Below are 22,838 nucleotides of genomic sequence, written 5' to 3'. Positions count from 1 at the left end.
GCCCCTAATTGTCAATAGCTTTCTAATAAAGGCGGTGTTAAACGATGGATGATATCTTGCGCACCTGCATAGGACCTGCCCTTTGTTGCCTTGTTATCGCGTTAAACGCTCTGATCTGGCGTGAATTAAAACAGCTACAATATTTAAAGCAATCCAAAACAGACCACCAAGGTTGATGGCGTCAAGGAGGATATCATGGAAACTGTCCCCTATGTCTTTATCGTACTGTTTTACACCGGCTTCTTTGCTTTACTGCCGCTTTTGATTTTTAGCCTTTTTACGCTCTTCCGTGTCTGGCGGGCCGTGAAAGGAAGGACGACGAATGATGTATAACTTGATGTGCAGCTTTCACAACTTAATTGACAGCTTTTGGATGTTTTATACCGTTTGGTACCTGCAAATATATGTAGGGCTGATTCTCGTCTTGGTCCTGGTCTATATTATGTTGCGGCGCTATGTGCGCCAGTATAAAAAAAGGCACTAAGGGAATTCCCTTAGTGCCTTTTTCCTGGGCTCATGTCGGCGCTTGTGTGTCTGTCCCCTGCGAACCGCTTGAGGATTCTTCTACCACCTGCCAGGGCTGCTTAACCACCTCTTTTGTGTCTGTAGCCTCCCCCTGATCGTTGCGCTGTTCACGCAAAACGTCTTCCCGGTGGCTCTGTGCACGGTTGCGCTCGTATTGTGCCTGTAAGGCATCCACTTGCCCACAAGCTGCAGCAGGCAAGAAAAGCGTTAGTATTAAAAAAATTGAAACCGTTTTTTTCACCGTATCCCACCTTTACTTTTTTTCTAAGCATACCATATTAAGGCCGGATGACAAGCAAAAATTTATAACAACTTGACTTTTTTAAATAAAAATTAGGCCAGTGCCAAAGCACCGGCCTAGTAGGAGAAAGTGATGCAGAAATTTATTTTTCTTTTTTAGGCGTTTGATGGGTAGAGCAACTGCCGCCACAGCCGGAGCATCCGGAAGAACAGCCACAGCTGCCTTTACCGGAGCGTTTCATTTTATACAAGACCCCGCCGACTGCAGCCAACAAGATAAGTAAGGTAATAACCGTTGGCGCTGTTGCAGCAAACATAGTGACATCTCCTTTACAAGATCAGCGGTCTACAGGAAGAAGCGACCGATCTGATAAATCAAGAGGGCAATAATATAGGCAAAGACGGTTTGATAGGTAATGGCGATCAGGGTCCACTTGCCACTCATCATCTCCCGTTTAATGGCCCCAATGGCAGCAAAGCAGGGGGCGCATAAAAGGTTAAAGACCAAGTAGCTCAAACCGGCTGCCGGTGTGAAATGCATGGCAACTTGTTGCAAAAGCGGCGCAGACGTTTCGTCAGCTTCGTCAATGTGGCTAAAGAGGACCCCTAAGGTTGACACGAGGTTTTCTTTCGCCACCAAGCCGGAAACAGCGCCGGCCGCTGCCTGCCAGGTTCCCCAGCCGAGGGGGGCAAAAATCGGTGCCACAAAACCGCCCAGGGCTGCCAAGATGGAATGGTCGGTGCTGACCGTTTCCAGGTGGAAGTTGTAGTTGGCCAAGAACCAAATGACAATAACGCAGACGAAGATAATCGTCCCGGCTTTATAAACAAAGACTTTCGCTTTTTCCCACATCATGAAGATGAGGTTGGTGAATTTCGGTAGGCGGTATTCCGGCAATTCAATGATAAAGGGGGCCGGTTCGCCTTTAAAGAGCGCGGTTACCTTCAAGACCAGGCAACTGAGGATGATGGAGAAAATACCCAAGAAATAGCAGCCCGGTGCGATGAAAGAATTGTCCGGGAAAAGGGCCCCGGCAAAAAGAGCAATAACCGGCAGTTTGGCCCCACAGGGCATGAAGGTCGTTACCATGATGGTCATGCGACGATCCCGTTCATTTTCAATGGTCCGGGTACTCATGATGGCCGGTACACCGCAACCGGTGGCCATCAAGAAGGGAATGAAGGATTTCCCGGAAAGGCCGAAGCGGCGGAAAATCCGGTCCATGATAAAGGCAATCCGGCTCATGTAGCCACAGCCTTCCAAGAAGGACAGGAAGAAGTACAAGATCATGAGCTGGGGCACGAAGGTGAGCACTGCGCCGACACCGCCGATGATCCCATCGCAGATAAGGCCAACCAACTGTTTATGAACGCCCAGGGCGGTTAATTGGCCGTTGACCCATTCGCCTAAAGCACCGAAAGCGTCACCAACCCAGTCCTGAGACCAGCCACCGATGGTTTGAATGGAAACAAAATAAATAGCATAGATAACCAAAGCGAAAATCGGCAAAGCCAAAATCCGGTTGGTAACGATGGCGTCGATTTTATCCGAATTGCTGAGCTTATCCTTTTGATGAGGCCGCTCCATAATGCCGTGGATAAAGTTGCCAATGTATTCATAACGCCCATTGGAAATCAGGGTTTCCGCGTCATTGTCTTCAGCATCTTCCAAGGCTTCTACCAAGCTTCTAATCTCATCACGAACGGCCGGAGCTAAAGGATATTCCTGGTCAATCCGTTCGTCATTTTCAAAGAATTTAATGGCATAGTAGCGTGCCGAGGGACCTTCCAGGCCTGCAATGTCCTCAATAGACTTCAAGGCTTTTTCAATTTCCGGCGTATAAGCAAAGGACCGGTCGCGGTAGTCTTCTTTTTTAGCCACCTTCAAAACCGTTTCAATCAGCTTGTCAATACCAGTATTTTCCAAGGCGGAAATTTCTACAACCGGTACCCCGCCGAAAGCCTGGGACAGTTTTTTCGGGTCAATGTTAATGCCCCGTTTTTGCACCAAGTCCATCATGTTCAAGGCCAAGACGCAAGGTGCCCCGGTTTCTAACAATTGAGTCGTCAGATATAAGTTTCGCTCCAAGTTGGTGGCATCAATAATATTCACCAAGACATCAGGATGATCGTTAATAATATAATTTCGTGAAATAATTTCTTCCGGGGAATAGGGGGATAAGGAATAAATACCCGGTAAGTCCACCACTTCCACATCATGATGACGTTTTAATTGACCGGTTTTTTGTTCAACAGTAACCCCCGGCCAGTTCCCGACGTGTTGCTTAGCGCCGGTCAAGGCATTGAATAAGCTGGTCTTCCCGCTGTTCGGGTTCCCGGCTAAAGCGATTTTCAACAAAATATACCCTCCTTTTTTCTGTTCACACTTAATCCAATAAGCATTAGCTAATTTTTATGGATTATAAAAGGTCGACTTTTTAACCGTCGACCTCCACATGCTCGGCTTCGCCCTTGCGCAATGACAGTTCATAGCCACGCACCGTTACTTCAATCGGATCGCCTAGAGGCGCTACCTTTCGCACGTAAACCTGCGTTCCCCGGGTCAAGCCCATATCCATCAGCCGCCGGCGCACAGCGCCTTCGCCGACAATTTTTGTAATGACCACTTGTTCACCCGGCTGTAAATCTTTTAAGGTGCGGGATTCTCCCACAGTCCTCACTCCTTTTCCTATACAATAACTGTAATCCGCTTTGCTAGCTCCGTATCCAGACCGATTCGTACGCCCTTCACTTCACAGATTAAGTTGCCGTTGCTTTCCGTTACCACAGTTACTGCAGCATCCGGCACAAAGCCTAATTCTGTCAAATGCCGACGTGTCGCATCGCGACCGCCGATTTTCACAACACGGACGGTTTCACCGCGTTGAACTTGCATTAGAGGCACACGCATCCCCACCTGGTTGACAGTGCTTGTTGCATCAATAGCATCTTCTGCCGTACCTTGCAAGAAACTCATATCCATTCCTCCTAACCAATGCCGCCGCCTATTTCATACTATTCAACGGGTAAGACCTATTACCTGGACAGTAGCTATAATAGACCTCTTCAGTTGCTTATTGTTAACACTGTTAATTTAGCATTTTTAAGTAACTTTGTCAACTTCAGTTAACCCCGTTTAATAAATATTTTTTAACCTGGTCATAAGCAGCCCCTTTACCCAAAGCTCTTTTCATAAAAAAAGCACCGCAGGCAGGTGCTTGCTAGAATGACCCCATAAAGTTGGACTTAATCGAGTAAGCAATTCCCTTGCTCGATTTTGTTTTACATAACATTCCTTCTATGCGGATGTCATTCGTTCACGGTATTGCTTTGGACTCAGGCCTCCTAACTTTTCTTTGATTCGATCGTTGTTGTAGTAGCGGATGAAGTCTTCGATAGTCCGGACAAGTTCTTGTCGGCTTCGGTAGACGTAGCCGTCGTAGATTTCTCTTTTCAGGACACTGAAAAAGTTTTCCATGGGTGCGTTGTCGTAGCAGTTGCCTTTTCTGGACATGCTCTGGAAGATGCGGTGTTCTTCCAGCATGGCTTGATAGGCGGTCATTTGGTAGCTCCAGCCGCGATCGGAGTGGAAGGTACGCCGGTAGGGGCAGGCCTTGCTTTGTTCGATGGCTTCTTCTAAGCCCCGTAGCATGTTGACGCCGTTGGGCTGGTCGGAGAGGACGTAGCTGATGATTTCCAGATTGTACATGTCCATGTATGGATCAAGGTATAGTTTCTTTGTTTGAAGTTTCCCTGCTTGATCTTCGACCTAGTATTTGAATTCCGTGGTGTCGGTGGTAATTTTTTGGTAGGGGATGCAGGTGTTAAAGCGTCGATTGATTCGATTTTTCTTGATTTTGCTGACGACGCCTTTGTAGGCGTTGTATTTCTTGTATTTCCTGCCGTAGGAGCGGACTTGAAGGCCCATGACCTGAACCAGTCGTTGAACTTTCTTTTTGTTTACGGCCCAACCACGGTTCTTCAGTTCCAGGTGGATTCTTCGGTAGCCGTAGTCTTTGTGGCCCTGCCGAATGGCCAGGATTTCGTCTTTTAAAGCTTGGTCTTTATCTTCTTCGCTCCACTTTTTCTGCCAGTACATAGAGGTGGATTTTGGAAAGTTGATGGCGGCAAGAATCTCTGTTAGTTGGAATTGTTCTCGGAGTTTGGTGATGATCCTCGCCTTTTGCTCATTTCTTCTTCCCTCACCAAACTCCTTAGCTGTTCCCAGAACATCTTTTGAATGATGAGGTTCCGGTTCTCCGCTTCTAATTCTTTGATGCGGTTTTCCAATGCCTCACGTGTGGACGGATCAAGGGGCTCATTTTTCATTGAAGACTTCGGTCTTTGATTGTGGTCGTCTTTCTTCTTCACAGGTCTCCCTCGCTTATGTGGTCGCAACCCCTCAATGCCCTCCTCTCAGTACTGCCTGCGCCAGTTGGCGATGATGGACGGATTCGTCAAACCGAGTTCAAGGGCCAGTTGTTGGTAGCTGCATTCGCTCGTTTCGTAGCGTGTGATGGCTTCCAACTTAAACGCTACACTGTACTCACGTTTATTTCTAGAGCGCATTAAACCTTCATCGCCAAAATGTTTGTAATTGTTGACCCAGCGTTCAATCTGTGATTCGCCAATTTGGTATTTCTTAGCCAGGATTTTATGACTTGCCTTTCCATTCAAGTATTCTTCGACGATTTTCTTCTTCAATTCATAACTGTATTTTGCCATTAAAAGACCCCCAAAGGTTGGATTTCTTGGTCCAACTTTTGGGGGTCAGTTCACGAGTCCCCTTTCTTTTTATTCCAAGGTTAGAAGAAGTGCCATCTTAAACTTCTTTGTGGCTTTTACTGAGTGGAGACCGCCCTTTGCAAAATGAAAATTTTCGCCGGCGCGAATGGTGTGGTCTTTTCCTTCATATCCGATCATGGCCTCGCCGTCCAAAGCGAATATGATTGCTTCGCCGGGGGCGGCATGTTCCGATAGGCCCGTGCCTTCGTCAAAGGCCATAACCATAAGCTTCATCTTGTCATTATGCACCACGTCCATGTTGACAATCTTCCCTTCTCCATAAGGAACAAGGTCTTCCAGCCTAAAAACTTCTCCTGCTTTAACTAATTCGTTCATCCTGCTCTCCTTTCTTATGCAAACTTCCGTATAGACACTGCCTTCTGTTGTTCCCATGCCCATAGGGGTGCCCGCCAATGTGACGATGCCGTCTCCAACTTGCACCACTTGCAAAAATAAGATCTTTCTGTCAATTGGACATTAACAACTTTTATTGAAAAAATAGCACATTCGCTCTTATTAATTTTTCTTTTCAAAAGTCGAGGCATCCAGTAAAGACTTAGCAAACTTTTCAGTTCCTTTTAAAAACTCATCGTCCGGCATCCAAGAAGCCTTTAATTCTTCGTCTATAAGTTTAAAACCTGCCTTTTCGAGTTCTTCTCGTAAAACTTTGTTCCCTTCTCCCGACCATCCGTAGGAACCGAAAACTCCTGCTACTTTGTCTTTAAATTTAAGTTCTTGAAGGAAGTGTAACCAGCCCGAAATCGTGGTAATTGCAGATTGTCCGACTGTGGGAGAGCCTACAGCGATGGCCTTCGATTTAAAAACTTCAGTCATTATGTCATTTCTGTCCATTTCTGCCACAGACAGAACCTTTGTCCTGGTGGACGGGGAGAGTTCTCTTATATCATCTGCAATTTTGTGGGCAATTTTTTTGGTTGCTCCCCACATTGAGTCGTAGATAATTGTGACTTGATCTTCCTTATAAGCATCTGCCCATTCAGCATATTTTTCTACTATTTCAAGGGCATTCTCTCTCCAAATACTACCATGACTTGTTGCAATAATGTCTATAGGCAGGTTCATAGCTACAATCTCCTCAATCTTCTTTTTAGCAAAAGACGAAAAAGGCGTTAAAATGTTCGCATAGTACTTCATCGCTTCATTCCATAGAATGGTCGGGTCTGCCTTGTCGTTGAAGAGTTCACTTAGGGCATAGTGCTGACCGAAGGCATCATTGGAAAATAAGATATTGTCTCCGGTCAAATAAGTTGCCATTGAATCCGGCCAGTGAAGCATTCTCATTTCTACAAACACTAATTGCTTTCCGTTTCCTATATCCACAGAATCCCCGGTTTTTACAACCCTATAGTCCCATTCCGGGTGATGATATTGCCCAACGAGCGATTTTTTACCATTGGCTGTACAGAAAATCGGAGTATTTGGAATTTCCTCCATAATTTCTAATAAAGACCCTGAATGATCGGGCTCTCCATGGTTAATAACGATATAGTCAATTTCCTTCAACTCGATTTCACTCTTAAGATTCTTTACAAACTCTTCTTTATGAGGAGTCCATACAGTGTCAATTAATACCGTCTTTTCTTCTTTGATCAAATAAGCATTTTGGCTGGATCCATTGTGCACGGAGTATTCTGTTCCGTGAAATTGCTGAAGTTCCCAGTCAATTTTTCCGACCCAATATACATTGTTCTTGATTTGTTTTTTCATAATTTTTCATCTCCCTTTCTTTTTATTCCAAGGTTAGAAGAAGTGCCATCTTAAACTTCTTTGTCGCTTTTACCGAGTGGAGACCGCCCTTTGCAAAATGAAAATTTTCGCCGGCACGAATGACATGCTCTTTTCCCTCATATTCAATCACGCCCTCGCCGTCCAAGGCGAAGACAATTGCCTCGCCGGGAGCGGCGTGCTCCGAAAGGCCCGTGCCTTCGTCAAAGGCCATAACCACAAGCTTCATCTTGTCATTATGCACCACGTCCATGTTGACAATCTTCCCTTCTCCATAAGGAACAAGGTCTTCCAGCCTAAAAACTTCTCCTGCTTTAACTAGTTCGTTCATCCTACTCTCCTTTCCTATGCAAACTTCCGTATAGACACTGCCTTCTGTCGTTTGCATGCCCACGGGGATGTCGGCCCATGTTAAGATGCATTCTCCGGCGCGTAACATTTGCCTAAAGCCGTCATTTCCGTAAACCTCCACGCTGCCTTTTGCCACGATCAATAGTTTATGGTAGGGATAAATTTCTGCGCTGATATCCGTATGCTTCGCCAGGGAAAAAAAGATGATCCCCTTATCGCCGCCGAAGGCTTTTGAGACGGTGCATCCCGGAATCGGCGGATTCTCCTTTCCTATGGAAAAGACTTCGCCAACGGTTTTCTCTTCGTTGACCTCCATGTCATTCATGATTTCTCCTCCTCTCTCGCCTTTCTATTTATAGTATAATAAAATCGTAGCAACACATACGTTGTTTTGACAACATATCGGAGGCTTTTATGAATACTTTTTTTCTCGCAAACACACAGCTTTTTCGCGGTATTAGAGAAGACGAAATTGCAGAGCTTCTTCTCTGCCTCGGCGCCTATGAGCGGAAATTTCAAAAAGGCGACGTCGTCTTCCGAGCCGGGTCGCCTGTGGATGAATTCGGACTCGTGGCATCCGGAAGCGTCAATATCGTCGTAAACCTTTATTGGGGTAACAGCATTATTTTCGGACATGTAGGTAAGGGAGAGGTCTTTGCGGAAAACTACGCGGTCATTCCCGGAAAAGAGCTCCTGTGCGATGTCATCGCCTGCGAAGATACCCACATCATCTTTCTAAATGTAAAACATGTTTTGACGACCTGTCGGAAAGGATGTACCTATCATAATCGCATCCTTCAGAATATGCTTCGCATCTCTGCTCAAAAAAATTTAAACATGTCTTCTCGCATGATACATACCGCTTCCAAATCTTTAAGGGAAAGGCTCCTGTCTTATTTTTCCGAGCAGGCCTTGGAACACGGAAGCGCGCACTTTACCATCCCCTTTAATCGGCAACAGCTCGCCGATTACCTCGCCGTGAACCGCAGTGCCATGTCAAAAGAACTTTCTAAAATGCAAGCGGAAGGGCTTATTACTTACCGTAAAAATGAATTTATATTGAAGGAGGTCGTACATGATGAATGAGTTTCGATGCAAGCGCATTTATGAGCCGGCGGCGGACACCGATGGTTTCCGCGTGCTCGTGGACAGGCTCTGGCCGCGGGGCATAAGAAAGGAAAATGCTCGAATCAATTTATGGGCAAAGGAAATTGCTCCATCAAAGGAACTTCGAAAATGGTTTTCTCATGATCCTGCAAAATACGATGCGTTTGAGGCGCTTTACAGACAGGAATTGAATAGAAACCCGGCGTCACAAGAATTCAAAAAGTTGTGCATGCAAAAAGCACAGGATCAACAGGTAACTCTGCTGTACGGTGCAAAAGACGAGAAGTATAATCATGCCGTTGTCTTGAAAGAATGGTTGGAGGAAAGGACCGATCCGTAAGATAAACGCTTGATCCCATGCAAGGAAAGCGGAAGTCACAGCGCACAGAACTCTGCATATCTTGTGGCATCATTTGTTTGCTCGACGATCGCCTAAAACACATGGTCCGGACACCTTCACGAGATATGTGATGATTATGTGGAATGTACAACATATCAAAAAAAAATCTCTGTCCATGATAGCGACAGAGATTCTTTTTTGTTTCGAAAATCAGGCTTGAGTCCCGAGAAAGTGTTCTTTCGCAAACTCCATGTCCTGTACCAATTCCAGGGTGCCGAGGTAGTTGCCGCCCTTGTCCCGCACGGCCATGTATCGAACCAGCATGGTACGCCCTTCTTTTTCCATCCATACTTCCACAGAATCGCGACGTCCGTGTCTGAAATCATCGATGATCTGACGGACCATGGGCTCGATTTTCGGCGGATGACACGAGAACACCTCGCGGTTCAGCGCCATGAGGGGGCGTTTGAATACCTTCGGCCCTTCGTCGAAGAAGCGATTGATATTGTCTGCATCGACAAAGGTGATCTCCATGGGGATCGTGTTTAATAGGGCGATCAGTTGCTCAATGGTCAAACGGCCGCCCGGCATGAGGATCTCCCCTTCCGAGGCTTCAGCCACCGTCTGCGCCATGGTTTCGGCATCGCTCCACATCTCTTTTTCTACGCCGAAACAGACGGCGTAATCTTTGGCATCCCGATAAATGCCGTACCATTCCTCTTCCGAAAAATTATCCGCACAGATGGGAAAGAGAATGTTCTGTTCCTTATAAATCATCTCCTCCGCACGAGTAAGCACGGCATCCAGGCGGGCATTCCATGCTTCGCCATGTTCTTTTTCCTTCACAAGGGAAGCGAGGACGTCGCGAATTTCATCGTCGACCGTCCACATCACATCGGAAGGACCGGATATTCCGTAACGAACGTTGAGCAGTGGATAGAGAAGATCGCCTTTCTTGGCGTAATGAATTGAAAGCTCGCGAATTTGAGAAAGGAGCGATTCATCTCTGCTCTCTTTAAATTTTGCCAGCAGCTCAGTCAGTGTTTCGTTTTCTTTCTTTAGCGTGTATAGGGGATGACCCGGGATTTCTTCCGGCACCGCGGCCCTAACGTTATTCTCTTGCCCTGCCTCCTGCGCCTTTCTCCTCAAGACCGAGGCCTCCACTTCCTTTTCGGCATTGGCGATTTTCTCTTCCGTGGTGGATCCGTGAAACAGCGCCGAGTGAACGTCACACAGTCGCTGAACCTCGCTGAGGGGCGTGCCTTCCTTCAAAAGCTCCTGCTCCGCTTCCATTATTTCGGATGCCTCCACTTCTCCGAAATCGCGGACAAAGTCTCTCCTGACATCTTCCAAGGCTTCTCCGTCGCCAAGCCTTTTCAGATAAGCCTTCAATTGCTCCCTACGCTCAGAAGAAGAATGGCTTGTATTTTCTTCCTGCCCTTGTGCATTCGCAACCGAAGCCATATCCAGCATATCGCCCACCGGCTCAAACCCATGGCTCATTAACGCAGTCATCACATCCGTCATGGAAATTTTTTTCATCTTCGCACCCTTTGGGATGGTCATCATTTTACCCACAGAATGCAACATGGCTTTTTTTGTAATTTCAGTAAATCCGAGCCCGGCCATAATATCGACCAGTTCCGGGTATTCCTGTGTCAGTTCGAAGACCGTTTTATTTAAATCAAGTTTCTTTGTCATATCAATCGACTCCTTTCGCTTCTTTTTTCTTAATCATAACCGAAAAAAGATCCTAAGTATGTTGTTTCAACAACGGTCGTTGGTGATCAAGGGGTGATCTCACGGCCAATTTTGGAAACAGTGCACGAAATCTTTCCATCATAACCGCCCCATCATCATCCCATACCTCCCGACTATACCAAGGCATAGAAAAAAGGCCTTTAAGATTTAAAGCTTTAAAGACCTTCTGTTTTCACGCTTCATTTATAACCGAACGGCAAAGACAAGTCTAGACTTCAAAAGTCCTAATCAGGTAGTAGAAGAGTATTTCTCAAAGTGTAACAGATGTCTTGACAGTTAAGAGTACTGTTAAATACCATAATATAAGATACTGTCGTTCGCTCATTGAGCGCATCGCTGAATCCCATGAGCGAGATCAAGGTCACCAGGCAGACGACGGTCGCTATAATCGCGCCTTCATAATAGCCGATTCCCACGGCGAGTCCGATGGCGGCAGATAGCCACAAGGTGGCGGCGGTGGTTAGGCCCGATATCCCATCCTTTGTTTGAAGGATGGTGCCGGCACCTAAAAAGCCGATGCCGCTGACAACCTGGGCGGGAATCCTTAAGGCATCCCAGCCTCCGCTGCCGGATACTTTATCAACGCCGTCGATACCTATGAGCATAATTAAGCAGGCGCCGACACTGACGATAATATGGGTTCGGAAGCCGGCGGCTTTGTGTTTCGTTTCCCTCTCGATGCCGATAATCGCCCCTAAAAAGGCCTCCAGAATGATTCTGCCTGCCACTAATAATACATTCATTCCCTGCCTCCTTCTATCCCGCCTCGTACCGGTTTAAGTAATTTATTTCGTAAAAGCCAATCCTCGTTCGAGATGCGCCGAATTTTAATATGTATTAAGATTATCACGGTAATAATTATACATCAAGACGGGGGCCTTAAGGCTAGTAACAAATTGAAAGTATCCAAAGGCAGGTGGCGGTGAGCGTCTGCGATGCCGCATCCTCCTTGGATTGTCCTGCGCCTTTTCCGTGCATGGAAAGTTTCCTGAAATTTGGCATAAGAAAAGCACCTACCTTCATAGATGCTTTCATAAAATTTGCGCTTTTTAAGACTTCAGCAATTCAATGATTTCATCTTGCGCCTCTCTGCCTTCTCTGAAAAACCGCGCCAAAGGGTAACAGTGGCACATCCCTTTTCCGACAGTGATTTCGTAGGGCGCCCGGTATTTTTCCATGGCTTTTTTAAATTCGTCCGCATAGGCGTAGAGGCATTCATTTTCTCCGTAATAAAAGTATGTTTTCGGAAAGTCCGTAAAATCGCCTACCGTTCCGTCCAACATATATTCCAGGATATCTTTATCTCCCTTTAAAATCTCTCTCGCCGTTTTAAAATAGGTCGGCTCAATCATAATATCTTTATGGTTCAATTCATTGACCCTTTCCCATATTTCTTTATTTTCATCGAGATTGACATCGGGAACGCCGCCGGGAGATATGGAAATAATCTTCCCCGGCATGGGAAGGGGCCGGCCTAAGGCATTGTTATGTAGAAAGATCCCAAGGGAAAGACAAGCGCCTGACGAAAATCCTAAAACGCCGATGTTTTCCGCCTTGTAAGTTTCGGTCATCAGCCGATAGGTTTCAAAGCAAACGTCGTATGTCTTATCCACCTTTACATCCTCCGAACAAAGGGGATAAAACAAAAACCAAACATCTTTGCCCGTTTTCTCCATGATTCTTTCCGCCAAAGAAAAATCCAATTTGTCCGGCTGCGTAATCATGCCGCCGCCGAAGAGATAGAGAACCGCCCCGTCTGCAGGCCTTTGATCTTTTTGGTATGAAAGCAGCCTGCATCCCATGACCTCTCTGTGGAAAAGAAAATAGTTTTTTCTCTCGGCCCGCTTTTTTGCCTTCTTTAAATCGAAGACTACTTTCGCATTTTCTTTCCTTGCATAGGCGAGCATCTCTTCTTTGTTTTTTAAAAACATCTTTTTGACTCCGAGCAGCCTTACGATGGTCGATGCGATCTTATACGTTAAACTCATTTTTCCCTCCTTGAAAGCAGCCTTCCATCCGGTTTCCCCCATGCTTTCGGTTCATTCCCTATCCCCTGTAATAAAATAATCGCAACAATCCGCGCCGTTGGCGATGGTGCCTTTTCTGTGGAGCACGCCATGCTGAAGGCCAATCATCACCTCATCCAGCTCGCAGAACAGGGGCATTAATTCGGCTACGCCGAGCTTCTCGGTGTAGGCACAAATGGGGCAACGGGTGATTCTGTAATAGCAGGCGCCCTCGTAGGGCTCGCCCACAAAATCAACTTTAAATGACGTGGGGTAGCGCTTTTCTTTTTCCGGCGTATACCATTTGACATACTTCAGGATGTTTTTCTTATTGGCCGCCTTCCCCCATTTCGTATTGAGGTCGACGAGAGAAAAATACGGCCGGACAAAATAAAGGGATCGACGCATCGTCTCCTGCACGATTTCCGGCGGAATCTTTTTCTCGCTGGCTAAATAGGGGGCGACAAACACGAGGGCAAACATCTCGTTGTAGGCCATGGGATTATCCTCGCCGATATCCTCCGCCTCTTCGACTAACTTTCGATACACTTTTTTACTTTTTTTAATGATCTCGCCGGCATAGGCCCGGCCGTATGTTTCCGCCAAGACTTTTTTCATCGGATGTTGAAATAAACTGAAATAAAATCGGCGATATTTCATCGAATCCCCCTCGTGCCTTTCTTTCAATCATTTGGTCGCTATGAATGCCAGTTGTTCTTTTCTGTCTAAATGGTATGCACAGGAAAAGCCGACTTTCGTAAGCATATTCGTCAAGTCGTCGGGTGTGTAGACTTCCATGGTAATCTTCCCGGCTAATATCCTTACATCTCTTCTTTTCATCGACGAGACTTCATTGCATATGAGAAACTGTCCGCCTTTGTTTAACACGCGATAAATTTCTTCAAAGCATACCCGGATATCGTTCCAAAAGTAAATCGTTTCAAAGGCGGTGACAATGGCCATGGATTCATCTTTAAAGGGAAGGCGCTTTACATCGCCCACGAGAATTTGGCATCTGCCGGATATGATCGCTTCTTTATTTCGCTCACTCGCCATATTTACACTGGTTTCTGAGTGGTCCATGCCGTAAACTTTGGCCCCTTGATTCAAAAAATATTCGATGTTCCGTCCGCCGCCGCAGCCTAAATCCAAGACGGTATCTTCTTTATTGATTTTTAAGTAAGACCTTCCCCACTTCGCTAATTTTTCATGGCCTTGATTCATACTTCTTAACATCAATCTGCCGGCAAAATTGTCTTCCGGCTTTCTGAAATTTTCTAAAAAATGTTGAAACATCGCTTCCTCCGATCGATACTTATTATCATGGATATTATACCATATTCATTCCCTGTATTTTTATTAATTTGTTATAATTAAATTAGATCTTTAAGGAGGTTCTCATGGACAAAATTTTGATCGGCAAGGGGAATACGGAAAATTATATTCTTTTAAATAAAATGAATCGGCACGGATTGATCAGCGGCGCGACCGGTACCGGCAAAACCGTCACCCTATTTGTTTATTGAAGATGGTGGCGGCGACCTGTTCTTCTCAGAGCCTGCCATCGAGATCAACGACCTGATCAAAACAGATACAAGCGGCAAGGGTGTGGTAAATATTTTAAATGCCACGAAGTTGATTTCAAATCCGCTTCTCTACTCCATGCTTCTTCTCTACTTGCTTTCGGAAATCTATGAAAATTTCCCCGAGGTTGGGGATTTAGAAAAACCGAAGCTTGTGTTCTTCTTTGACGAAGCCCATTTGCTCTTTAACAACACGCCGAAAGTTTTACAGGACAAGATTATCCAAGTCGTTCGCCTCGTGCGCAGCAAAGGGGTGGGCGTATTCTTCATCACGCAAAATCCCCTCGACGTGCCGGAATCCGTGTCGTCACAACTTTCCAACCGAATCGTCCATCAGCTGAGGGCCTATTCTCCAAAGGAGCTAAAGGCGATAAACGCTGTAGCGGACACATTCAGGCAGGATGAATCCATGGCTATAAAAGAAGAAATCATCGGTCTCAGGACCGGAGAAGCAATGGTTTCATTTGCCGATGAAAGCGGCGCGCCGACGGTGGCAGATAAGGCATTGATCCTTCCGCCCCACTCCTCCTTCGTGCCACTAAGCGATGCGGCCTATCGCGCCTTGGTTGCGTCTTCGCCCCTTTATGCAAAGTATAGGGAAGCAATCGACAGAGAATCCGCCTACGAAGTTCTCTTAGAACGAATCGAAAGAGAAAAGTCGGAAGCTGAACAGGAAAAATTAGAAGCCGAAAGACAGAAAGAACTTGAAGCCCAAAGAAAAGAATCGGAAAGAGCGCAAAAATCCCGCCGCAGCCAAAAAGCTGCCATCGATAAGGGCATCGACTCCATGCTCGGCACCATTTCGAGATCCATTGGTCGCGAAATCGCACGCGGCCTCCTCGGTTCCATGAAAAAAAAGATAAGATAAAAAGACCGGAAAAATGCACTGACCCCCAAAAGTTGGACTAAGAAATCCAACCTTTGGGGGTCAGTGCAAGCCATATTCTTTTTGCTTACAATAATTTCTCTACAGCCCTTGCCTTCAGCACTTTTCCTGTAGAGACAATCTTGTCATCAATCATAAGGGCGGGCGTGCTCATCACCCCATATCCCATGATTTTTTCCATATCGGTGATGTATTCAATCTCAGCATGAACTCCCTTGTTTGCTACCGCCTCTTTTACGGACTTCAAAAGTGCCTCACAACTTTTGCAGCCACCGCCTAAAACCTTAATATTCATCTTTCTTATCCTCCTTTAGCGAAAAAGTTATTGGAACTGTTTTAACTGTAACCGTAAATTATTGTGCCAGATGCTGTGAAAGCTCTACAATTTTCGTGTGGATTTCCCGAATTGTCTCGATAAAAGCTTCATCACCAGCTCCCGTTGGATCATCCAAGCCCCAATCAAATCTCTCAGTGCAAGGAAGAAATGGGCAATTAACATTGCACCCCATCGTGATAACTACCTCTACGGGCGGGATACCTGACAGAAGCTTACTGTGCTGCGTTTTTTCCATATCAATGCCATAGATTTGCTTCATCAAGCGCACTGCATCCTGATTGATCTGAGGCTTTGTTTCTGTTCCGGCAGAATAGCTCTCAAATACATCGGACGCAAGATGTCTGCCTAATGCTTCGGCTATCTGGCTGCGACACGAGTTATGAACACAAATAAATGCTACTTTCGGTTTGTGCACTTAATTTTCCTCCTTACACCAGTAAGTACGCAATGGCATTGAAGCCGTATCCGACAATGATGATACCCACTGTACAGATGACTATAAACGTTCCAAGCAGCTTTGATTTAATTGCTTTCTTAAGCATGATGAGAGAAGGAAGGCTGAGTGTAGTAACCGCCATCATAAAGCTGAGAATCGCACCAAGCAATGCCCCTTTTGCCAAAAGGGCTTCGGCAATTGGAATCGTACCGAATATATCTGCGTACATCGGTATGCCGACAAGTGTAGCCAATACAACACCGAATGGATTATTGTTGCCAAGAATGGTCTCCACCCAGCCCTCAGGAATCCAGTTGTGGATCACTGCTCCAATAGCCACGCCGACAAGGATATACAGGAATACCTTCTTAAAAGTGGATACGACTTGATCTCTGGAATAGAGCAACCGATCCTTTACGGTAAGATTTGGAGAATCTATATCCATCTTGCTATTGTTATTGCGGATAAAATCAGCAATCTGATCTTCCATGTGCAGGTTTTCTATCAGTGTCCCGCCAAGAACCGCAATAACAAGCCCCAGCAGCACATAGGCCATGGCAATCTTCACGCCAAAGATACTGATGAGAAGCACAAGACTCCCCAAATCCACCATTGGCGATGAAATAAGGAATGAAAATGTCACCCCAAGTGGAAGCCCTGCGCTTGTAAATCCCATGAAGATTGGAATAGAGGAACAAGAGCAGAAAGGTGTCACCGTCCCAAGCAGAGCGCCTACAGCATTTGCTCCTATTCCTTGAAATCTTCCCATGATCTTTCTGCTCCGCTCCGGAGGGAAGAAACTCTGAATGTAAGAAATCAGAAAGATCAACACACAGAGCAATACCGTGATTTTAATCGTGTCATAAATGAAGAACTGTATGCTGCCGCCAATCCGACTATCTAAATTAAGCCCGACCATAAGCAGCAATTTCTCAATCAAAGCATTCAGCCACTTCATCCCAAGGATCTGATCCTGAATAAAAGTCCACATTACGCAAACCTCGCTTTCGTTTGATTTGCTATTCGTACAAGCAGGAGCATGACGGGTACCTCCGTTAAAACGCCTACTGTGGTTGCGAGAGCTGCAGGGCTTGTCGTGCCAAATAGCGCAATCGCCACAGCCACGGCAAGTTCAAAGAAATTTGATGCACCTATCATCCCGGCAGGAGCTGCAATATCATGCGGTAATTTCAGTAGCTTGCTTGCTCCGTAAGCGATAAAGAAGATCAAAAAAGTCTGAATGGTCAGCGGCACCGCGATCAAAAGAATGTGAAGCGGATTAGACAGAATCGTCTCTGCCTGTGAACTGAAGATAATAACCAACGTTAACAGCAGCCCTATCGTTGTAGCATTGTCGAACTTGTAGATAAAAGTACCCTCAAAGTAATCCGCCCCTCTTTGCTTCACGACCATCACCCTCGTCAGGATTCCGCCTGCAAGCGGAATCACGACAAACAGAAAGATGCTGATAAAGAGCGTGCTGTACGGAACTGCTACATTAGAAACACCTAAAAGAAATTTAACGATGGGAACAAAAGCCACAAGGATGATGAGGTCATTCGTTGCCACCTGTACGACCGTATAAGCAGGATTTCCTTTTGTAAGCGTACTCCACACAAAAACCATCGCCGTACATGGAGCAGCACCTAAAAGCACAGCTCCGGCAAGGTATTCCGTTGCCAATTCCTTAGATATGAAAGCTTTAAATACGACAAACAAAAACAGATAAGCAATTCCATACATGGTAAACGGCTTGATCAGCCAGTTCGTCGCCCATGTGACAAGCAGCCCTTTCGGATTCTTCCCAATCTGTTTTACGCTTTGAAAATCTACTTTCATCATCATGGGATAAATCATGATCCAGATGAGAATAGCGATAGGAATCGAAATGCCGGAAATCTGTAATCTGCCGAGTGTGGCAGGCACAGCCGGGACAAAATGTCCGATCGCTACTCCTATAACCATGCATAGCAGCACCCACACAGAAAGATACCGCTGAAATGTATTAATGCCTTTGCTTTGATTGCTCATGACCTCGCCTCCATTAATTCTATACATTGAAATGTATCTATATATAGCCTTTATATAGGCAATCCTAAAGGACTACCTATGAATGATAGATATCGATTACTTCTTTTCCTTGCATCCGCAGGATACGCTGCTGTCTGTTTCACAGTCACATCTTGCGTAGGAACCGATCATTTCCCGGAAATCTTTTACACCGTCTGCGGAGATCGAGTAATGCACCCATTTTCCCTCTTTGTAGTAATCAACAAGGCCGCTGTTTGCAAGAATCTTCATGTGATGCGAAAGAGTCGGCTGCGTGATATTCAGTTCCTCCAGCAGATCACATCCGCACTTTTCTCCATGCTGGAGCGCAAGCATGATCGCAAGGCGATTTTCATCTGTGAGCGCCTTTATTTTTTTAGCATCTTCTCTGAATCCCATGATTTTCACCTCCGGGAGATGTAAATATTATATCCGTCACATTCACAGTTGTCAATTCGTGAATGTAATATTCTTTCAAAAATCTTCCCGCCTCTGATGGCAGTGTGCACTGACCCCCAAAAGTTGGACTAAGAAATCCAACCTTTGGGGGTCAGTGCTTGCGGTGCCTTGATTTGTGCTTCTCATTTGGAAGGTTTCTGAAGATCCGGGGTGTAAGTACCATTAGCATAAAGGGCATCCATAATGCGGCCGAAGTAGGCACAGTTGACATCACTGCCACCGCGATTTTGCACCCCATTGACCATAACGGTCATCATCAATTGCGGTTTTTTCTGGTCGTAACCGACGAACCAGCCCAAGTTAATGCTGCCGTCCGGTCCCACTTCTGCGGTGCCGGTTTTCCCGGTCATGGCCGCATAAGACCGGTCCGCAACCGGATGGGTGATGGTAATGGCCTCCCGTAAAGCCTGGTTCAAATAGGCCAGATCTTCCGCCTTGACCAATTGGTCAAACCATACCTTGCTTTCTTCATCTAATAAGAGGCGGGGCTGCATAATCTTGCCTCCATTGGCCAAGAGACCGTAGGTCAGCGTCATTTGGTAGGGGGTCATCTGCAGTTGGTATTGCCCGTAGGAGGTATCCGCTACGGCTGTTTCATGGGCTTCATCAATGGTCCCGGTCTGGGTTATCTGACTGGTATCCACCTTCAGCTTGCCGGGGACTTTCACGCCGTAGCCCATCTCGCCCAAGCCCTCTACCAGGCGTTTAGCACCCAGATCCAGGCCGGTGCGGGCGAAGAAAATGTTGTCGGACGACACCAGGGCCTGGTGCAGGTTGATAAACCCGTTAATGGGGGTCACCCGCCGAACCTTATAGCCGCCCCAGCCGACCGGTGGCTGCCAGGTTTCACCGTAAATTTCATAGCCTTTTTCATGATCCAGAACGCCGTCTTTCAGCGCAATCACAGAGGTGTACAACTTTTGCGTAGAACCCGGGGTAAAGGCCATGGCGTATACGCCTCTAAGCGGCGCATAACCTTCTGCAACGGCCTCTTGATAGTCTTCATCGCTCAAGGCCTGGTCTGACCAGTCGTCCGGGTTAAAGGAGGGACTGCTCACCAAGGCCAACATATCCCCGTTTTGCGGATTAGAAGCCACAACGGCCCCATATTCACCAGTAATTTCCGCGTAAGCTGCTTTCTGCACCCGAATGTCCAGGGTGGTATGGATGTCTTTCCCGTCTTCCGGCTCGGTTTTTACCAGAATTTTTTTCGGTTCATCTGAAAGAATGACGGTTAACCCGTTGCGGCCGCTCAAAACATCGTTATAGGCCTGTTCCAGGCCGGCCCGTCCTACCCGGGTACCGACCGGGTATTTTTTATAATGCCCGGCAACCTGCTCGCCTTCAGTCACCGCCCGGACAAAACCCAGGGCCGGGGCGGCAATGTCACCATAAGGGTATTCCCGCCCTTCGGCACCGTCTTTTGCCAGCAGAACGCCATTGCGGTCATAGATGCTGCCCCGGTGGGCCGGTTTACTTTTCACCACCAGGTCATTTTTATCGGTCAAGCCGGGAAACAAGACCTCCGGCTTCCATTGCAATTGCCAGGGCTGGTCCCCCTTACCTGTGGGCAGGAAGACCAGGGCCAGGTCCCGCTTCAAGCTGCCATAGTCACCGGTTAACTCAATTTTACCGGTGTAGACTTTCCGGTCATCGGTGGAGGCGCCACGGTCCAGCTTAAAGTTCTTATACCGGACCTCCTTCAGGGCCAGGGCCTGGTGGACATGATTTTGTCTAGCGGTCATCTCATCCACGCTGTATTTTTCTCGGCTGTTGGGCGTCATAATGGCCTGAATGTCCGTTGGATTGCCTTGTTGCAAGGTCAAAATCATCTCATCGATGGCCGCATCGCTTCCATCGTCAGCACAGGCGGTTAGGCCAAGGGCCAGGCAGGCCAAGAGCCCTGCGGCCATCACCAGCATTAGCGTCTTTTGTAATTTTTTTCTGAAAAACAAGGTCATCTCATCAGCCTCTGATATTGTCTTCCACAATGTCCATCACAACGGCTTTTTTCACTTCTGCCGCTTTCTCATCCCCCAAAAGGGCCGCCACCAGGGACAGGCTGAAATAACCTGCCGCACCGGCACCACGGGAGGTAATCACCCGGTCATCAACGACCACCGTATCCGTTTTAAAAGCCCCCTTGCTCACCAGCTTGTCTTCCACGCCGGGGAAACAGGTGCAGGCGCGACCTTTCAGCAAGCCGGCCTTTTCAAGAACAATCGGTCCTGCACACAGCGCCGCCACAAAGTCTCCCTGGGCATAAACCTTCTGCAGGAGGCTGATCACGCCCGGGTTGGCGGCCAGGTTCGGCGCCCCCGGCAGGCCACCGGGGATTACGACCATGGCGTATTCTTCCGCTTGGATATCCTCTAAAAAAGTATCCGCTTGAACGATGACCTGGTGGGCGCTTTCTACAGCAATATCTTCCACCGTAGACACCACATCCACGGTTACACCGGCACGGCGCAAATAATCCACCGGTGTCAGCGCTTCCACCTCTTCATAGCCGGGGGCCAACAATACACATACGCGCTTATCCATTCCGTTTCCTCCTTATATATCCTTTGTATATCCTTTTTATATCCTTTGCGAATCCGCAAGTTACTCAATCATCTTTTATTATAGCGAATGCCCGGCAAAAATGCCATTGCCCGCCCACCATCGCCACAAAAAAAGTGCCCTCTCGGGCACTGAAAAGCGATTAGAGTTCACCGTTTTTATAGCGGGTAAAATAAGACTTGGTTTCTTTAAGCACCACACCGGACAGCATAAAGACACCAATCAAGTTCGGAATGGCCATTAAACCGTTGAGCGTATCGGCAATGTCCCATACCAGGTGCAAACCACCGACGGACCCTAAGAAGACAGCCGCCACGAACAGCAAGCGGTAGCACAGGGATGCCTGGGCCGTGTATTTCGTCTTGCGGAATAAGTATTCCACCGCCTTGTCCCCATAGTAGGACCAGCCGAAAATCGTCGAAATGGCAAAGAGGGACAGGCCCACGGTCAGACCGATACCGCCGATATTGCCCGGCAAGCCATGTTGGAAGGCGGCAAGGGTTAAATCAGCCCCTTCTAGGTCGGGATTTTCCCAAATAAATTTCCCTTGGGGATCTACAGTGGTCAAAATAACCAAAGCCGTCATGGAGCAGACCACAATGGTGTCCACAAACACTTCAAAAATCCCCCACATGCCCTGCTCAACCGGTTCTTTCGTTGAAGAAGCGGCGTGGGCAATGGGTGCCGACCCTAAACCGGCTTCATTGGAGAAAACCCCGCGGGCAACACCGTAACGAATGGCCAGCAACAAGGTGTAACCAACGCCACCGCCTAAAACAGATTGGGGGGCAAAGGCACAGGTGAAAATCAATTTAAAGGCATCCGGGATATGCGCCAGATGCGTCCCTAAAATAATCAAGGAAAAAATGATATAAAAGGCCGCCATCCCCGGTACGATAACTTCTGTCACCCGGGCGATGGACTTGATCCCGCCGATGATGACCACTGCCACGATACCGGCTAAAATAATGCCGGTCACCGTCGTGCTGACGCCAAAAGAGGTCTTGACCGCCCCGGCAATGGAGTTGGCCTGGGTCATATTCCCAATGCCGAAAGAAGCAAAGCCGGCAAAGAAGGCAAAGGCAACACCCAACCAAGGCAATTTTAAGCCATTGGTGATGTAGTACATGGGCCCGCCGACGTACTCACCGCGCACATTCTTTTCACGAAATTTAACCGCCAGGACGATTTCCGAATACTTGGTCATCATCCCCAAAAGGGCCGATACCCACATCCAGAAAACAGCCCCCGGCCCCCCAATGGTGATGGCCGTCGCCACGCCGACAATATTCCCTGTGCCGACGGTTGAGGCCAGCGCCGTAGAGACCGCTTGAAACGGGCTGATGTTGTGCTCTTCTTTTTGGTGGGCTCTTTTATCACCAAAAACGGAGCCGATTGTTCTCTTCATGGCAAAGCCAAAATGACGAAACTGAATAAATCCGCCACGAACAGACAAGTACAGGCCGGTCCCGAGCAAAAGCGTTAACATCACCGGGCCCCACACAAAAGCACCAATCTTACTGTTGATCAGTATGAGTAAATCCATGCCAATTCCCCCTTTAATCTAACCTACCCCCTGCTCAAAGCAATACAGTTCAACGGTAAAATCATCACAATTTCCCGTTGAAAGTATTTTCGCAAAATTTTATGTCCACGTCAAGGGGT

General features: G+C 47.1%; 26 protein-coding genes and 1 pseudogene. 5 read left to right on the top strand and 22 right to left on the bottom strand.

Annotation, left to right across the window (positions count from 1 at the left end; all coding sequences use genetic code 11):
- The first annotated feature begins 322 nt into the window (after positions 1–322).
- Positions 323–484, top strand: a complete 162-nt coding sequence (locus BLQ16_RS09625) for a hypothetical protein (RefSeq protein ID WP_159427954.1) — start codon at positions 323–325, stop codon at positions 482–484.
- A gap of 30 nt (positions 485–514) precedes the next feature.
- On the opposite strand, the gene BLQ16_RS02675 is transcribed toward BLQ16_RS09625, so the two are convergent.
- The 9 genes and pseudogenes from BLQ16_RS02675 to BLQ16_RS02635 form a co-directional block, all read right to left on the bottom strand.
- Complete coding sequence (locus BLQ16_RS02675; RefSeq protein WP_091791205.1) at positions 515–766, bottom strand: hypothetical protein; 252 nt, start codon at positions 764–766, stop codon at positions 515–517.
- A gap of 142 nt (positions 767–908) precedes the next feature.
- Positions 909–1,082: a FeoB-associated Cys-rich membrane protein gene (locus BLQ16_RS02670; RefSeq protein ID WP_091791204.1), complete on the bottom strand. Its 174-nt coding sequence runs from the start codon at positions 1,080–1,082 to the stop codon at positions 909–911.
- A gap of 29 nt (positions 1,083–1,111) precedes the next feature.
- Positions 1,112–3,124: a ferrous iron transport protein B gene (feoB, locus tag BLQ16_RS02665; protein WP_159427953.1), complete on the bottom strand. Its 2,013-nt coding sequence runs from the start codon at positions 3,122–3,124 to the stop codon at positions 1,112–1,114.
- A 79-nt stretch (positions 3,125–3,203) separates the two neighbouring features.
- Positions 3,204–3,437 carry a FeoA family protein gene (locus BLQ16_RS02660; protein WP_091791202.1) on the bottom strand — a complete coding sequence of 78 codons (234 nt, stop codon included), beginning with the start codon at positions 3,435–3,437 and terminating at the stop codon, positions 3,204–3,206.
- A 17-nt stretch (positions 3,438–3,454) separates the two neighbouring features.
- Positions 3,455–3,742 (bottom strand): FeoA family protein, encoded by a 288-nt coding sequence (locus tag BLQ16_RS02655; protein ID WP_242868932.1) that lies wholly within the window; start codon positions 3,740–3,742, stop codon positions 3,455–3,457.
- A gap of 321 nt (positions 3,743–4,063) precedes the next feature.
- Positions 4,064–5,490, bottom strand: a pseudogene (locus tag BLQ16_RS02650) (IS3 family transposase).
- A gap of 69 nt (positions 5,491–5,559) precedes the next feature.
- Entirely contained in the window at positions 5,560–5,886 is a 327-nt protein-coding gene (locus BLQ16_RS02645) for a cupin domain-containing protein (protein WP_341443769.1), read from the bottom strand.
- Positions 5,887–6,066: 180 nt separating this feature from the next.
- The gene (locus BLQ16_RS02640) at positions 6,067–7,278 is read right to left on the bottom strand and encodes an oxygen-binding di-iron domain-containing protein (protein ID WP_091791201.1); all 1,212 of its coding nucleotides are present in this window, start codon (positions 7,276–7,278) and stop codon (positions 6,067–6,069) included.
- 22 nt (positions 7,279–7,300) lie between these two features.
- Complete coding sequence (locus tag BLQ16_RS02635; protein WP_242868931.1) at positions 7,301–7,972, bottom strand: cupin domain-containing protein; 672 nt, start codon at positions 7,970–7,972, stop codon at positions 7,301–7,303.
- 89 nt (positions 7,973–8,061) lie between these two features.
- On the opposite strand from BLQ16_RS02635, the gene BLQ16_RS02630 reads away from it, so the two are divergent.
- Both BLQ16_RS02630 and BLQ16_RS02625 read left to right on the top strand, forming a co-directional pair.
- Complete coding sequence (locus BLQ16_RS02630; RefSeq protein WP_091791200.1) at positions 8,062–8,733, top strand: Crp/Fnr family transcriptional regulator; 672 nt, start codon at positions 8,062–8,064, stop codon at positions 8,731–8,733.
- On the top strand, positions 8,723–9,094 hold the full coding sequence (locus BLQ16_RS02625) for a DUF488 domain-containing protein (protein WP_341443768.1): 372 nt from the start codon (positions 8,723–8,725) through the stop codon (positions 9,092–9,094). The genes BLQ16_RS02630 and BLQ16_RS02625 overlap by 11 nt, the downstream gene beginning before the upstream one ends.
- A gap of 210 nt (positions 9,095–9,304) precedes the next feature.
- Here BLQ16_RS02625 and BLQ16_RS02620 read toward each other — a convergent pair whose 3' ends face one another.
- The 5 genes from BLQ16_RS02620 to BLQ16_RS02600 form a co-directional block, all read right to left on the bottom strand.
- On the bottom strand, positions 9,305–10,795 hold the full coding sequence (locus BLQ16_RS02620) for a DUF438 domain-containing protein (RefSeq protein ID WP_091791199.1): 1,491 nt from the start codon (positions 10,793–10,795) through the stop codon (positions 9,305–9,307).
- Positions 10,796–11,079: 284 nt separating this feature from the next.
- Positions 11,080–11,598 carry an MgtC/SapB family protein gene (locus tag BLQ16_RS02615; RefSeq protein ID WP_091791198.1) on the bottom strand — a complete coding sequence of 173 codons (519 nt, stop codon included), beginning with the start codon at positions 11,596–11,598 and terminating at the stop codon, positions 11,080–11,082.
- Between the two features lie 306 nt (positions 11,599–11,904).
- Positions 11,905–12,843: an alpha/beta hydrolase gene (locus BLQ16_RS02610; protein WP_091791197.1), complete on the bottom strand. Its 939-nt coding sequence runs from the start codon at positions 12,841–12,843 to the stop codon at positions 11,905–11,907.
- A gap of 51 nt (positions 12,844–12,894) precedes the next feature.
- The gene (locus BLQ16_RS02605) at positions 12,895–13,521 is read right to left on the bottom strand and encodes an L-2-amino-thiazoline-4-carboxylic acid hydrolase (RefSeq protein WP_091791196.1); all 627 of its coding nucleotides are present in this window, start codon (positions 13,519–13,521) and stop codon (positions 12,895–12,897) included.
- A 27-nt stretch (positions 13,522–13,548) separates the two neighbouring features.
- The gene (locus BLQ16_RS02600) at positions 13,549–14,157 is read right to left on the bottom strand and encodes a class I SAM-dependent methyltransferase (protein WP_091791195.1); all 609 of its coding nucleotides are present in this window, start codon (positions 14,155–14,157) and stop codon (positions 13,549–13,551) included.
- 104 nt (positions 14,158–14,261) lie between these two features.
- Between BLQ16_RS02600 and BLQ16_RS09705 the strand changes: the two genes are divergently transcribed.
- A complete protein-coding gene (locus BLQ16_RS09705) occupies positions 14,262–14,387 on the top strand; it encodes a helicase HerA-like domain-containing protein (RefSeq protein WP_200781860.1) in 126 nt (41 codons plus the stop codon).
- Entirely contained in the window at positions 14,377–15,312 is a 936-nt protein-coding gene (locus tag BLQ16_RS02595; protein ID WP_200781859.1) for a helicase HerA-like domain-containing protein, read from the top strand. Before BLQ16_RS09705 ends, BLQ16_RS02595 begins: the two co-directional genes overlap by 11 nt.
- Before the next feature lie 85 nt (positions 15,313–15,397).
- On the opposite strand, the gene BLQ16_RS02590 is transcribed toward BLQ16_RS02595, so the two are convergent.
- From BLQ16_RS02590 to BLQ16_RS02555, 8 genes are all read right to left on the bottom strand, one after another.
- Positions 15,398–15,625 carry a thioredoxin family protein gene (locus BLQ16_RS02590; RefSeq protein ID WP_091791194.1) on the bottom strand — a complete coding sequence of 76 codons (228 nt, stop codon included), beginning with the start codon at positions 15,623–15,625 and terminating at the stop codon, positions 15,398–15,400.
- A gap of 58 nt (positions 15,626–15,683) precedes the next feature.
- On the bottom strand, positions 15,684–16,082 hold the full coding sequence (locus BLQ16_RS02585; protein WP_091791193.1) for an arsenate reductase ArsC: 399 nt from the start codon (positions 16,080–16,082) through the stop codon (positions 15,684–15,686).
- 13 nt (positions 16,083–16,095) lie between these two features.
- Positions 16,096–17,094 carry a permease gene (locus tag BLQ16_RS02580; RefSeq protein ID WP_091791192.1) on the bottom strand — a complete coding sequence of 333 codons (999 nt, stop codon included), beginning with the start codon at positions 17,092–17,094 and terminating at the stop codon, positions 16,096–16,098.
- Positions 17,094–18,134, bottom strand: a complete 1,041-nt coding sequence (gene arsB / locus BLQ16_RS02575) for an ACR3 family arsenite efflux transporter (protein WP_091791191.1) — start codon at positions 18,132–18,134, stop codon at positions 17,094–17,096. The genes BLQ16_RS02580 and arsB overlap by 1 nt, the downstream gene beginning before the upstream one ends.
- Before the next feature lie 96 nt (positions 18,135–18,230).
- Complete coding sequence (locus BLQ16_RS02570; protein ID WP_091791190.1) at positions 18,231–18,551, bottom strand: ArsR/SmtB family transcription factor; 321 nt, start codon at positions 18,549–18,551, stop codon at positions 18,231–18,233.
- Between the two features lie 182 nt (positions 18,552–18,733).
- Positions 18,734–20,566: a penicillin-binding transpeptidase domain-containing protein gene (locus BLQ16_RS02565; protein ID WP_159427952.1), complete on the bottom strand. Its 1,833-nt coding sequence runs from the start codon at positions 20,564–20,566 to the stop codon at positions 18,734–18,736.
- A gap of 10 nt (positions 20,567–20,576) precedes the next feature.
- Complete coding sequence (locus BLQ16_RS02560; protein ID WP_091791188.1) at positions 20,577–21,155, bottom strand: DJ-1 family glyoxalase III; 579 nt, start codon at positions 21,153–21,155, stop codon at positions 20,577–20,579.
- Positions 21,156–21,315: 160 nt separating this feature from the next.
- On the bottom strand, positions 21,316–22,719 hold the full coding sequence (locus BLQ16_RS02555) for an alanine/glycine:cation symporter family protein (protein ID WP_091791187.1): 1,404 nt from the start codon (positions 22,717–22,719) through the stop codon (positions 21,316–21,318).
- Positions 22,720–22,838: the final 119 nt, after the last annotated feature.

Source organism: Peptococcus niger, from assembly GCF_900101835.1.
In the GTDB taxonomy this organism is placed as follows: domain Bacteria; phylum Bacillota; class Peptococcia; order Peptococcales; family Peptococcaceae; genus Peptococcus; species Peptococcus niger.
The sequence above is the reverse complement of the archived record's forward strand: the minus strand, read 5'-3'. Positions and strand labels throughout refer to the sequence as shown.

Bases quoted from the DNA above. Each gene is read 5' to 3' on its own strand.
- BLQ16_RS02625 (WP_341443768.1), top strand. From the start codon at position 8,723: ATGATGAATGAGTTTCGATGCAAGCGCATTTATGAGCCGGCGGCGGAC.
- BLQ16_RS02570 (WP_091791190.1), bottom strand. From the start codon at position 18,551: ATGGGATTCAGAGAAGATGCTAAAAAAATAAAGGCGCTCACAGATGAA.
- BLQ16_RS02560 (WP_091791188.1), bottom strand. From the start codon at position 21,155: ATGGATAAGCGCGTATGTGTATTGTTGGCCCCCGGCTATGAAGAGGTG.
- BLQ16_RS02640 (WP_091791201.1), bottom strand. From the start codon at position 7,278: ATGAAAAAACAAATCAAGAACAATGTATATTGGGTCGGAAAAATTGAC.
- BLQ16_RS02610 (WP_091791197.1), bottom strand. From the start codon at position 12,843: ATGAGTTTAACGTATAAGATCGCATCGACCATCGTAAGGCTGCTCGGA.
- BLQ16_RS02615 (WP_091791198.1), bottom strand. From the start codon at position 11,598: ATGAATGTATTATTAGTGGCAGGCAGAATCATTCTGGAGGCCTTTTTA.
- BLQ16_RS02555 (WP_091791187.1), bottom strand. From the start codon at position 22,719: ATGGATTTACTCATACTGATCAACAGTAAGATTGGTGCTTTTGTGTGG.
- BLQ16_RS02605 (WP_091791196.1), bottom strand. From the start codon at position 13,521: ATGAAATATCGCCGATTTTATTTCAGTTTATTTCAACATCCGATGAAA.
- BLQ16_RS02580 (WP_091791192.1), bottom strand. From the start codon at position 17,094: ATGTGGACTTTTATTCAGGATCAGATCCTTGGGATGAAGTGGCTGAAT.
- BLQ16_RS09625 (WP_159427954.1), top strand. From the start codon at position 323: ATGATGTATAACTTGATGTGCAGCTTTCACAACTTAATTGACAGCTTT.
- BLQ16_RS02600 (WP_091791195.1), bottom strand. From the start codon at position 14,157: ATGTTTCAACATTTTTTAGAAAATTTCAGAAAGCCGGAAGACAATTTT.
- BLQ16_RS02630 (WP_091791200.1), top strand. From the start codon at position 8,062: ATGAATACTTTTTTTCTCGCAAACACACAGCTTTTTCGCGGTATTAGA.
- BLQ16_RS02590 (WP_091791194.1), bottom strand. From the start codon at position 15,625: ATGAATATTAAGGTTTTAGGCGGTGGCTGCAAAAGTTGTGAGGCACTT.
- BLQ16_RS02635 (WP_242868931.1), bottom strand. From the start codon at position 7,972: ATGAATGACATGGAGGTCAACGAAGAGAAAACCGTTGGCGAAGTCTTT.
- BLQ16_RS02645 (WP_341443769.1), bottom strand. From the start codon at position 5,886: ATGAACGAATTAGTTAAAGCAGGAGAAGTTTTTAGGCTGGAAGACCTT.
- arsB (WP_091791191.1), bottom strand. From the start codon at position 18,134: ATGAGCAATCAAAGCAAAGGCATTAATACATTTCAGCGGTATCTTTCT.
- BLQ16_RS02670 (WP_091791204.1), bottom strand. From the start codon at position 1,082: ATGTTTGCTGCAACAGCGCCAACGGTTATTACCTTACTTATCTTGTTG.
- BLQ16_RS09705 (WP_200781860.1), top strand. From the start codon at position 14,262: ATGGACAAAATTTTGATCGGCAAGGGGAATACGGAAAATTATATTCTT.
- BLQ16_RS02620 (WP_091791199.1), bottom strand. From the start codon at position 10,795: ATGACAAAGAAACTTGATTTAAATAAAACGGTCTTCGAACTGACACAG.
- BLQ16_RS02655 (WP_242868932.1), bottom strand. From the start codon at position 3,742: ATGAGTTTCTTGCAAGGTACGGCAGAAGATGCTATTGATGCAACAAGC.